The sequence below is a fragment of the Kitasatospora sp. NRRL B-11411 genome (genome assembly GCF_000721345.1).
Classification (GTDB): Bacteria; Actinomycetota; Actinomycetes; order Streptomycetales; family Streptomycetaceae; genus Kitasatospora; species Kitasatospora cineracea.
Window position 1 is genome coordinate 1 of the sequence record NZ_JOGH01000216.1, and the last position, 11896, is coordinate 11896.

At 75.2% G+C, this 11896-nt stretch carries 9 protein-coding genes; 8 read left to right on the forward strand and 1 reads right to left on the reverse strand.

All coding sequences use genetic code 11. The features are described 5' to 3' along the window. The 6 genes from IH44_RS43500 to IH44_RS47045 all read left to right on the forward strand — a co-directional run. A partial coding sequence (locus IH44_RS43500; protein ID WP_051818253.1) for a toxin glutamine deamidase domain-containing protein occupies positions 1-2084 on the forward strand: 2084 nt, incomplete at its 5' end. Positions 2085-2130: 46 nt separating this feature from the next. Further along, complete coding sequence (locus IH44_RS0138795) at positions 2131-4221, forward strand: SUKH-4 family immunity protein (protein ID WP_030464565.1); 2091 nt, start codon at positions 2131-2133, stop codon at positions 4219-4221. 64 nt (positions 4222-4285) lie between these two features. Then, positions 4286-5005: an ATP-binding protein gene (locus IH44_RS0138800; protein WP_030464566.1), complete on the forward strand. Its 720-nt coding sequence runs from the start codon at positions 4286-4288 to the stop codon at positions 5003-5005. After that, entirely contained in the window at positions 4924-6369 is a 1446-nt protein-coding gene (locus IH44_RS0138805) for an SUKH-4 family immunity protein (RefSeq protein WP_030464567.1), read from the forward strand. The genes IH44_RS0138800 and IH44_RS0138805 overlap by 82 nt, the downstream gene beginning before the upstream one ends. Then, a complete protein-coding gene (locus IH44_RS0138810; protein ID WP_051818257.1) occupies positions 6366-8420 on the forward strand; it encodes a hypothetical protein in 2055 nt (684 codons plus the stop codon). Before IH44_RS0138805 ends, IH44_RS0138810 begins: the two co-directional genes overlap by 4 nt. A gap of 58 nt (positions 8421-8478) precedes the next feature. Further along, positions 8479-9762 carry an SUKH-4 family immunity protein gene (locus IH44_RS47045; RefSeq protein WP_030464569.1) on the forward strand — a complete coding sequence of 428 codons (1284 nt, stop codon included), beginning with the start codon at positions 8479-8481 and terminating at the stop codon, positions 9760-9762. 54 nt (positions 9763-9816) lie between these two features. On the opposite strand, the gene IH44_RS0138820 is transcribed toward IH44_RS47045, so the two are convergent. After that, positions 9817-10410, reverse strand: coding sequence for a TetR/AcrR family transcriptional regulator (locus tag IH44_RS0138820; protein WP_030464570.1), 594 nt, complete (start codon positions 10408-10410; stop codon positions 9817-9819). Positions 10411-10510: 100 nt separating this feature from the next. Between IH44_RS0138820 and IH44_RS0138825 the strand changes: the two genes are divergently transcribed. Continuing rightward, complete coding sequence (locus IH44_RS0138825) at positions 10511-11089, forward strand: dihydrofolate reductase family protein (RefSeq protein WP_030464571.1); 579 nt, start codon at positions 10511-10513, stop codon at positions 11087-11089. 98 nt (positions 11090-11187) lie between these two features. Beyond that, entirely contained in the window at positions 11188-11823 is a 636-nt protein-coding gene (locus IH44_RS0138830) for a dienelactone hydrolase family protein (protein WP_051818259.1), read from the forward strand. Positions 11824-11896 lie beyond the last annotated feature (73 nt).

Consider the following 11896-nt stretch of genomic DNA (forward strand, 5'->3'; position numbering starts at 1 on the left):
CCGCCCCCGCTCCCTCCGTCCCCCACCAGAACACCCCCGCCCAGAACGCCACCACCCCGCGCCCCGAGCAGCCGAGCCGGAACTCGACCCTCGGCCCGCGCCCCGCCGCCGACCGCGGCCCCGGCACGTCCCGCCCCGACGCCCCGTCCCACCAGGAACCGGCCGCCGCGCACACGCCCCGCCCCGAACGCGACAGCCCCGAACGGGACAGCCCCGAGCGGGACGGCTCCAGGCAGGACGGCTCCGACAACCGCACCGCCCCCGGCAACAGCCCGGCCGCCGACAGCCGTCCGGTCAACGGGCGTCCGCTGTCCGACAGCCGCCCGTACGACGCCCCGGGCGGGCTCGACCGGGTGGACCCGCAGCATCAGCAGGACCTGGAGAGCCGGATCCCGCGGAACTCCGACGGGACTCCACAGCGGCACCCGGATCCGAACGGCGACTGGCCCGGGGCGGTCAACGGCGACGGCCACCGCGCGCCCGGCCGGGACAACAACTGCCTCGACGTGGCGCTTTCCACCGCGGACACCTACAGCGGCAACCCGACCGCCGCCGCGCCGCGCAACGACTCGAGTCCGGACGGCGAGCAGGGCGGCCGCGACCGGGCGGAGCGCCAACTCGGCGCGCCGTTCCGGGACTTGGGCAACGGCGAGCAGGCGTTCCGGCGGATCGAGGACCAGCTCCGGGCGGCCGGCCACGGCTCGCAGGCCGTCATCGTCACCCAGGACGCCAACGGGCGCGCCCACGCCTGGAACGCGGTCAACCACGGCGGCCGGATCACCTACCTCGACAACCAGACCGGCCAGCGCGGCGACAAACCCCTGCACGACGGTGGCCACGGCGTCTTCGCCGTCCCGCTCGACCCGGACCGCCGCCCGCTCCCCGCCGGGAACGACCGCCCGAACCGCGGGGACGACGGCACCGACCGCCGCCCCGCCGACCCGGCCGGCAAGGCCAAGGCCGGCTCGAAGGGGAGCGAGGCCAGCAAGCACACGCCCGACGACAGCCACCACCCCGACAAGCTCGCCGAGAAGCACAAGGACGACCCGGACCACCCGATCCACGAACCCGCCCGCACCGAGCACGAGCGGCTCACCCAGCCGGAGAAGCCCGGCGACGACGAGTACGGGATTCTGGGCCACCAGGTACAGCAGGACCTGCGCAAGACCAACGACGTCCGTCGTGTCCCGATGGGCCACGTCTACACCAAGCTGTACGAGTGGGCTCACAGCGGTCATCTCGGCGACACCCTCGACCGCACCACTGGCGACAACCCGATGACGCTGCGCCGGTCCGACCTGGAGCAGGCCCTGCCCGGCTTCGGGGAGATGCACCCGGGCGAGCAGGGCGCGGTGGTCTCGGTGATGGGGCGCATGAGCGACTCGTTCCACGAACAGCACGGACGGGGAGCGAGCCCTGAGCAGAAGCCCTACCCGTATGCGGACGACCCGGATCAGCCGGGCTCCGAGCCCGGGCAGGCCGAGACCGAGAGCCGGGGCGCCGTCGACCACGGGAAGACCAAGTCCGACGCCGCACTGAAGCTGATCGAGGACCCCACTGCTCTGAAGGAGCAGATCAAGGCGGTCTTCGAAGCCAGCAACTTCGAGGAGCCTTTCGAGAAGGCTGCCCACCGTCCCGACTTCACCGGGAAGAACTACGCGGTGCTGGAGGTCTACGACCCCGTCACCAAGGAGGTGAGCTACGTCCTGGAGAGCTCGGTACCGGCCAGCGGTGACCGGGCCGGCATCACACCGCTGCACTCGGAGACGCACGCGGGCCACTGGATGGCGAACCTCAACCGCGGCCGCGACGAGAAGGACCGCTACGAGATCCTGAGCCTCTACACCGAGCGTGAACCCTGTGGTCGGGGGGCTGGCCACGCCGACTGCTCGGGCTACCTGTCGGTCAGCCAAGCCGGTGTGCCCGTCTACTACTCCACTGGTTACCGTAAGGGGGAGAAAGTGGGGCCAACCGGTGTAGCAGGGAAGATGACACCACGCCAGCTCATGAACCAGGACTTCGGCAACCACGTCGCCCAAGTGGCCAGGACATGGCTGGTGACGGAGCGGCGACGCCTCGAATAGGACAAGCCAGAGGCCGTCGGACGAGTACAAGCAAGGGAGCGGTGGAATGGCGGGGCGGGACGAGGTGGCAGTCGAGGCGGCGATCGGCACGTTGACCGAGCGCTTGCGGGACGGCGGACCCGGGCTGGTCGTGGTGCGCGGAGCGGCGGGCAGCGGTCGGAGCGCGGTGCTCGGGGCCCTGGCAGAACGGTTCCCGGACGCGGTCCTGGTGGACGCGGCCGGACGCAGCTCCGACTCGGTGGCGGCGGAGCTGATCGACCGGATCCGCCCGCCGGAGTGGCGACGCTTCATGGCCCGCGACACGTACGGCGACTTGACCGACCTGGTCCTGGGGCTGCGCCAGGACAGCCAACCCCGGACGGTCCTGGTCGCCAACGCCGAACTCGCGGGCTCGCTGCGCTCCGGCGGCGAGCCGCAGTTGATGCGGCAGGTGCTGGACACCCTCCGGATCGCCGCCGAGGAGGGCTGGCTGCGGTTGGTGGTCGAGCGGAGCGCCTCCGTCCCCCGCGACGAGCGGCCGTCGAACCGTGCGGTCACCGTCGTGGAGCTGCCGGGCGGTGCGGGTCCGGAGGAGTTCCGGGCGCTCGAAGAAGCGGTCTCCCCCGAGGTGCTGGGGGCCTTGCGCGCGCTGGCCAACGGCCAGTTGTGGCGGGCGCCGGTGGCGGCCTGGGCGCAGCTCTGCGCAGCGGCCGAAGTCCCCTACAGCGGACTGGAGTTGGCCGAACTTCCCTGGCTGGTCGAGGACGAGGGCGGCATCGGGTTCGTCCGGCCCGCGCTGGCGGAGCAGTTGCGCTACGAGGGTGCGGAAGCCGCCGCGTTCCACCGCCGGATGACGGACCTCCTCCTCGCCGAAGGACCGGCCGAGCCGTGGGCCCTGCGGTCGCTGCCGGGCCACGCGGCCGCCGCCGGGCGGTTCGACGAACTGCTCGCCGACCCCGCGCTCCTGGCCAGGATCCCGCAGGAGGCACTGCTCGAGGCGTTCCGCGCCTGTTACCCGGACGGCATCGAACGGGGCACGCACGCGGCGGCCTTGCACTTCCTCAGCGGTTACGGCCTGGCCGGGGCCCCGCACGGCGAATGGGTCGCCTGGCTGGCCCACGACGCGTTCACCCGGGGGGACGTGGAGCGGGCCGAGGCCCTGGCCGAAGCCTCACCCGAGCCCCTGCCGTTCCGCACCGTCTGGTCCCGCTGGCGGGCCCCCGGGGACTTCACGCCGCCCACCGAGCCCGGTCACCAGAGCACGGTGGAGCTGGTGGATCCCGCCGAGTTCGACGGCGTGTCGGTGGTGGTGACCGAGGGCAGCGGTTCGCTCCGGCTGGTCCGGGACGCCGCTACGGGCCGCTTGCTGGCCGCGCTCACCGAGGAGTCCGCGGAGTCCGAGAAGTCCCGCCTGGTCATGCTGCCGGCGGACAGCGCGGCCCTGAACATCCGCGCGAACTACAACGTCACGGCCGTCCTGCCCCCGGGCGCCGACCGCAAGGCCCCCGCGCTCGGGGTGTTCCACCACCCGGACGCCGACTGGGGCGGCGCCGTCGGCGACCTGCTGGTGCTGGCCGGGGCGCAGGGCGCCTACGCCGTCCGGTTGGACGTCGACCTGCTCCGCGAAGGACCGGAGGAGCGGCTGCGTTCGCTGCTCGGCGGGGACGGGTTCCTGCTGCCGAAGCCGTTCGACCCGGCCGAAGTGGCGGACGCACGAAGCCTGTTGGAGCGGGCGTTCGGCCCCGAGCGGATCCACCGCCTGGCGGCGGACGAACTGCCCGCCGGGATCACCCACGAGCCGACCCGCCGACTGCTCACCGAGGTGGGCGTGCCGAAGGCGGCGGGGCTGGTCGGCCTGTGGCTGACGCCGCACGAGGGGCTGCCGGTGCGGGCCTGGGAGTCCACCGCCGACGCGGAACAGCCGCCCGGCAGCGGACCGTTCCACCTGATCGGCGACTGGATGGGCGCCCCATCGCTGGAGTCCTTCGTCACGATGGTGGCGCTGGAGAAGCAGTACCTGGAGGTGTACCGCACCGAGGGCCCGGACACCTACGACGTGCTGGAGGAGCTCCAGACCCAGGTCGCGGGCGTGGACCGGGCCGCCGCCGGGTCCGACGTCTGGCAGTACGCCCTCGAATCCGACAACTGGGGGGACTGACCGCCCCGCCCGCCCCCCGTTCCCGACTGTCCTCGCACCGTCCTCGCACCGGAGAGCCCTCGACGTGACCGACTCCAGCAACGCCGCCGTCCCGCAGCAGTCCTACCAGCCCCGAGCGACGGGGCAGGTCGAGACGGCGGTCGACGCGTTGACCGAGCGGCTGCGGGACGGCGGGCCCGGGCTGGTCGTGGTGCGCGGAGCGGCGGGCAGCGGGCGGAGCGCGGCGCTCCGGGGCGTGGCCGAGCGGTTCCCGGGCGCGGTTCTGGTGGACGCGGCCGGGCGCAGCGCCGATTCGGTGGTGGCGGAGTTGCTCGACCGGGTCCGCCTCCGGAACCCCCGCCGTCCGGCGGAAGGCGACAGGTCCCGCAGCCTGTACGACCTCGGGGAAGCCCTGCGCAGGGCGGAACGGCCCCCGGTGGTCCTGGTGGCCAATGCCGAACTCGCGGGCTCGCTCCGTTCCGGCGCCGAGCCGCGCCTGGTGCGGACGGTGCTGAGCGACCTGCGGAAGGCGGCCGAGAAGGGCCGGCTGCAGCTGGTGGCCGAGCAGAGCGTCTCCTACCCCTACAACGAGGGGGCGTCCAAGCGCGGGATCACCGTCGTGGAGCTGCCGGGCGGTGCGGGCCCGGAGGAGTTCCGGGCGCTCGAAGAAGCGGTCTCCCCCGAGGTGCTGGGGGCCTTGCGCGCGCTGGCCAACGGCCAGTTGTGGCGGGGTTCGTCCGGCCCGCGCTGGCCGAGCAGTTGCGTTACGAGGACGAGACGGCCGCCGCGTTCCACCGCCGGATGACGGATCTCCTCCTCGCCGACGGACCGGCCGAGCCGTGGGCCCTGCGGTCGCTGCCGGGCCACGCGGCCGCCGCCGGGCGGTTCGACGAACTGCTCGCCGATGCCTCGCTGCTGGCCAGGATCCCGCAGGACGCGCTGGTCGAAGCGTTCCGCGCCTGCTACCCGGACGGCATCGAACGGGGTACGCGCGCGGCGGCCCTGTACTTCCTGGTCGGTTACGGTCTGGCCGGGGCCCCGCACGGCGAGTGGGTCGCCTGGCTGGCCCACGACGCGTTCACCCGGGGCGAGGTGGAGCGGGCCGAGGCCCTGGCCGAAGCCTCGCCCGAGCCGCTGCCGTTCCGCACCGTCTGGTCCCGCTGGCGGGCTGCCGGGGACTTCACGCCGCCCACCGACCCGAGCCATCGCAGCGCCGTGGAAATCGTGGAACCCGCCCTATTCGAGGGCGAGTTGGCGGTGGTGACCGAGGGTGGCGGCCCGTTGCGCATCGTCCGGGACGCTGCCACCGGCGAGCTGCTCGCCCCGCCGTTCACCAGGGGGTCCGAAGCTCCCGGGCTCGTCGTGCTGCCGGCGGACAGTGCGGCTCTGAACGTCCGCGCGAACGACAACGTCACGGCCGTCCTCGCCCCCGGCACCGACCGCGGCACCGCCCCCGCGCTCAAGGTCTTCCACCACCCGGACGCCGACCGGGCCGGCGCCGTCGGCGACCTGCTGGTACTGGCCGGTTGCCAGGGCGCCTACGCCGTCCGGCTGGACGTCGACCTGCTCCGCGAAGGACCCGAGCGGCGGCTGCGCCCGCTGGCCAGGTGGCACCGGCGCCTGCTGCCGAAGCCGTTCGACCCGGCCGAAGTGGCGGACCTCCGAAGCCTGTTGGAGCGGGCGTTCGGCCCCGAGCAGATCCACCGCCTGACGGCGGACCAGCTGCCCGCCGGGATCACCCACGAGCCGACCCGCCGACTGCTCACCGAGGTGGGCGTGCCGGAGGTCGCGGATCTGATCAGCCTGCGCCTGGCCCCGCAGGAGGGGCTGCCGGTGCGGGCCTGGGAGTCCACCGCCGACGCGGAACAGCCGCCCGGCAGCGGACCGTTCCACCTGATCGGCGACTGGATGGGCGCCCCATGGAGTCCTTCCTCACCATGGCGGCGCTCCAGGAGCAGTACCTGCGGGTGTACCGCAGCGAAGGCCCCGACACGGGCTGCGTGCTGGAGGAGCTGGGGATCCGGCTCGCCGGCGTGGACCCCTCCGCAGCCGGGTCCGACACCTGGGGCTACGTCCTCGAGCCCTACAACTGGGCCGACTGACCGCCCCGCCCGCCCCCGTTCCCGACTGTCCTTGCACCGTCCTCGCACCGGAGAGCCCTCGACGTGACCGACTCCAGCAACACCGCCGTCCCGCAGCAGTCCTACCAGCCCCATCCGTACCTGGGCGGGCGGGCGGTGGCGCTGCGTGCGCTGGCGGCCTGGCGTTCGGGGGGTGCGGGGGTGCCCCGGACGGTGCTCGTGACGGGGGGGTCGGGCAGTGGGCGGTCCCGGTTGCTGGCGGGGTTCCTGATGCTCTGCGAGCCGTCCCGGCGGGAGGAGTTCGACCTGTCCGTGCTGGATCCGGCCACCGTGCCGCCGGGTGAGCTGCCCACGCCGCCGGTGTTCGACGCCACCGGGCTGTCGGCCGTTCAGTTGCGCTGGCTGGTGGCCGACCACTTCTCGCCGGGTGCGGTTCGCGCCGAGGAGTTGGACGAACGACTGGCCGGGATCGGGTCGGCCGGGGAGCCGGTGGCGGTGGTGGTCGCGGACGCCGACCGGGCGGGTGTGCTGCCGCAGTCGGGCGAGCCTGCCCGGGTCGCCGAGGAGGTGTTGCGGCCGCTCGCCCTGGCGGCCGGTGTCCGGCTGCTGGCCGAGGTGGACCGGGCCGACGCGGACCGGCTGGCCGGGGTGCTGCCCGCCGGGGAACTGCTGGTGATCGACCTCGACCGGGAGCCGTGGCGGGACGAGGAGGGGCTGCGGCTGCAGGCCGAGTTCTCCCTCCCGCAGCCGGACGGTGCGGCGCAGTTGGCCCGTACGGCGGACGGTCCGCTGGTGGTCCGGCTGGCCGCCTGGTCGGCCCGCAGCGCGCCGGACGGGCCGGTCCCGCTGCCCCGTACCGTCGGGGACGCGCTCGACCTGCAGGCCGAGCTTCACGGTGTCACCGAGCTGACCCTGCGCCGGCTGCTCGCCCCGTTGGCGCTGGCCGGGCCGGGCGAGCCGCTGCCGCTCGACCTCTGGGCGCCGCTCGCCTCGGCGGTCGCGGGCAAGGACCTCGGCCCGGCGCTGGCGGGCGGGCAGCACCTGCTGCTGCCGTTCTTCGACCTGGTCACGGCGGAGGGGCGGCCGCCCGCCGTCCGGATCGTCCACCCGGCGCTCGGCGCGGAGCTGCGCGCCCGCCTCGGCAGCACCGTCCACGAGGTGCAGCGCCGCCTGGCCACGGCGCTGCTCGCCACCCTGGGCAGCAGCGACGGCGACGGCGACGGCGGTGATAGCGACAACGACGGCCCGGGCCGGTGGGCGGCGGCCGCGCCGTACGTCCGGGAGCAGCTGGTCGGCCACGCGCTGGAGGGCGGTCTGCTGCCGGGGCTGCTCGCGGACCCGGGGTTCCTGCTGCACGCCGAGCAGGTGCGGCTGCGGGCCGCGGTGGAGCACCTGGTCGCCACCGGTGCCGAGTTGCCGCCGCCGGCCCGGACCTGGCTGCGGTTGGCGCCGCTGTTCACCCGTCAGGAGCCGGGTCCGGAGCTGCGCGCCGCCCTGTTGGAGCACGCGGCCCGCCAGGACGGTCTGCCCGCGCCGGAGTTCGGCCTCCCGCTGCCGTGGCGCACGCTGTGGGCCCGGCCGCTGGACGGGGTCCGGGCGGTCACGGCGGCCGCCCGGCCCGGGGGCGGGGCCGTGCTGGTGGCCTACCGGCCGGGCGCGGAGCCGGAGTTGGCGGTCTACGACGCGCTGACCGGCGAGCCGGACGGCACCGATCCGGCGCTGCTCGTCCGTCCCACCGACGAGGAGCGCTCCGCGACCCCGCTGGGGCTCAGCACCGGCGGCGACTACCTGCGGCTGTGGACCCGGGAGGCGGACGGCCGGGCGGGCGCGCAGGTCGCGCTGTTCCTCTCCGCCGAACCGCTGGGCGGCGCCGACCTGACCCCGGACGGCCTGCTACTGCTGGCCGACGCCCGCGGTGTCGCCGCCCTGCGCCCGACCGCCCTGGCGTCCGTTCCCCCGGCCGACCCGGCCGACCCGGCGTCCGCCGCCCCGGACGCCCCCGTGCCCGCGCCCGCGCCCGCGTCCGCCGCCCCGGACGCCCCCGTGCCCGCCCCCGCGCCCGTGCCCGCGGCTCCGGCGTCCGCCGACCTGGCCGCCCCCGCTGACCCCGCGGCCCCGGCCGCTGTGCCCGCCGGTTGAGGCGGGCGGCTGCATTACTGTGAACCCTGTCCGACCGGCCCTGAAGGAGAACGACCGCGTGACGACCCGCGAGCAGGCGATCGAGGCGGCCCACCAGTGGATCAACGGTGCCAAGCCCGAGGAGCAGTGGCACCGGATCGGCGTGCACGAGTTCGAGCTGGGCTGGGTGCTGTGGCCGGTGCTGCCGGCCGCCGGGCCGGACCCGGCGACCGGGGAGCGCCGGGCGCCTGCCGAGATCGGCACCGCCTGCGCGGTGGTCGACCGGGAGACCGGTGAGCTGACGCACTGGCCCTCGGTGCCGGTCGACGAGGTGGTGCAGCTCTACCGGGACAAGCTGGGCGCGGGCTCGTACGACCCCTCCCGTCCGCCGCTGGTCGGCCCGGGTGCCTCCGCCGTGCTGGGGTACCGGGACGCGCAGGGCGAGGAGCAGAGCCTGTTCCTGCTCTCCACTCCCGGGACCGGCCACCCGGAGGTGCGGGCCTGGCGGACGCTCCAGGAGCGGGGGGTGCGCCCGGAGGACGTGTTGTCGGTCTACACCGACCTGCGCCCGTGCGAGCTGCCCGGCGGCTACTGCGCGGCGGTGCTGCTGGCCGAGCTGCCGGTCGCCTCGTTCTCCTACGGCCACGACTACGGTCCGCGCTACGACCGCCGGGCGGCGGCCGTCCGGGCCCTCACCGACGCCACCGAGGAGTCCTTCCGGGCGGCCGGGCGGCCGGTGCCGCCGCGGCCCAACCGGGTGCCGTTCCCGCGTGCGGTGCCCGCCGCGGACGCCGAGCGCGACGCCGCCCTGGGGCGCCGGCTGGCCGGGTTGTTCGGTGCGGAGGGCGTGCACCGGGCGGACGCGGACGACGCGGCGGCCTCTCCGCTGCCCGAGGCGGCCCGGCAGACGCTGGTGTGGGCGGGGCTGCCGGTCCGGGTCGAGGGCTTCTTCGCGCTGGTGCCCGGGCTGCCGGACGTGGCCGGGCACCTGGCGGCGGTCGGCCGCGGTGCCCGGGTCCCGGACCGGGTCCGGGCCGTGCTGGCGGAGTACGTGCTGCTGGGCACCGACGGCCACGCGCTGGTGGCCGTCCAGTGCACCGCCGAGGGCGCCGGCCGGGTCTGGGCCGTCGACCCGGACAACGGCACCGGCCGCTACCTGAACGCCGACCTCAACTCCTACCTCCGCTGCCTGGCCCTGCTGGCCGAGCGCCGCCCCGCCCTGCGCGGCCTCGACCCGTACGCGGCGGCCGGTGTCGTCGACGCCTTCCAGCGCGAGCTGGCCGCCCTCGACGGCACGGTCTTCGACGACCCGGAGAACTGGTGGGCGGTCGTCGTCGAGCAGCTCTGGGACGGCATGCTCTAGAGGACCTGATCCGGGGCGGCCCCCGCTGCTTCCCCTCTTCTTCCCGGTGGCCCGTCAGTTCGCGGTGGTGTTCTCGCCCGCGAGCAGGCGGGCCACCAGTGCGTCCACCAGGGCGGTGCGGTGTTCGGGGGTGAACAGGTCGGGGAGGGTGAGCCGTTCGAGGATCAGCCAGTTCAGGGCGAGGATGAGCAGCTGGACGGTGGTGGCGTCGCCGGGGAGGCCGGCGGCGAGGTGGTAGTCGGTGTTGAAGCGGACGTCCTCGCCGATCCGGCGGGTGAGGACCTCGCGCAGTTCGGGGCGGCGCAGCGCGGCGAGGCGCAGTTCGAGCAGGGCGAGGAAGCCGGTGGGGAAGGCGGCGACGCGGTCGACGACCTGGTGCATGAGGGCGGTGACCCGGGCGGCGTCGCGGGGGCCTTCGAGGCCCTGGGCGAGGGTGTCGGCGTCGGGTTCGAGGCGTTCGTAGACGCGGTCGGCGCACTGGGCGAGCAGGGCGTTCCGGTTGGCGAAGTAGTTGGAGGCGGTGCCGGCTGGGACGGCGGCGCGCTGGTCGACGGCGCGGAAGGTGAGGCCGCGGGCGCCTTCCTCGGCCAGGACTTCGAGGGCGGCGTCGAGCAGGGCGGCTCGGCGCTCGGGGTTGCTGCGGGCCATCGCTTGTAACCACTCCAGACGTAGTGCTACGGTCTTACCACTCCGGCCAGAGTACTACGGAACGAGTGCTCACCGGCCTTCCCTGTCGAGAGGTTCCTGGATGCGAAAGCTCGTGTACTACGTCGCCGTCTCCGTGGACGGCTTCATCGCCGGCCCGTCCGGCGAGTTCGACTTCTACCCCGGTGCGCCGGACATGGCGCAGCACCAGCTGGACGAGTACCCGGAGACCATTCCGGTGCAGGCCCGCCCGCAGCTCGGTCTGACGGACACCCCCAACAAGCACTTCGACACGGTGCTGATGGGCCTGGGCGCCTACCGCCCGGGCCTGGACGCGGGCATCCCCAGCCCGTACCCGCACCTGGAGCAGTACGTGGTCTCCAGCACGCTGCCCGGCGTGGACGACCCGGCGGTGCACCTGGTGCGCGCCGATCCGCTGGGCCTGGTGCGGGAGTTGAAGCAGCGGCCGGGCAGCGGCGACCTCTGGCTGTGCGGCGGCGGCCGGCTGGCCGCCGAACTGCTGCCGGAGATCGACGAGTTGGTGTTCAAGCGGTACCCGGTGGTGGCGGGCGGCGGGATCCCCGCGTTCGCCGGTCCGCTGCGCCCGCGCCCGTTCGCCCCGGTGGAGACCCTGGCCTTCAGCCACGGCGGCACCGTCACCACCTACCGTCCGGCCGGGTGACGCGGGCGGGCGGCGGAGCGGACCGAGTTGCCGTACGACGACGCCGCCGGGCGGGACGAGGGATTCCCCGACTGCCGGGCACGCTGACGGGCGAGCAAGTGGCCGCCGACACGGCCGCGGCGCTGGGCGTCGGCGCGGCGCTGGGCGGCGGAGCGGGGCGGGCGTTCGTCGGCTTCTCGGTCGGCGACCACCTCGGGCTGCTGGCCGGCACCCGGCTGCCGCTGGACGCGGTCGTCGCCTGCTACCCCGGCTGGACACTGGAGGGCGGCACCCCGCCGGCCGACGACCGTCCGCCGCTCGCCGAGCGGGGCGCCGCCGCGCTCGCCGCCCACGGTACCGCGGTGCTCGGCCTGGTCGGCGCCGACGACCACGTCGTCCCGCCCGAGCAGTGGGCCCGGATCGGCGAGCGCCTCACCGCCGCGGGCGTCCGCACCGACCTGGTCAGCTACCCGGGCGTCCCGCACGGCTTCCTGTGCGACCACCGCCCCGCCACCCACCGGCCCGCCGAGAGCGCGGACGCCTTCGCCCGCATCCTCGCCGCCCTGGCGGCCGTGACGGTCCTGCACCCCCGACCGCCCACCGCGCCCACCGCCCCGCTCACCGCCGGACGGCGGCGGGCGGGGCGCCCGTCGTGCGCGGGGCGTCAGGCGGCGGGCGATCAGGGGTCCTCGGGCGTGCGCGGGCTGCTCCGAACGGGCGCCTTCCCGTCACCGGCCGGGCCGCCCGGGCGTTGAACGGCCGTCAAGCCGTTCCCCCACCCCCGCACGCCCGAGGACCCCGCCCCATGCGCACCGCACTCTCCGCCCT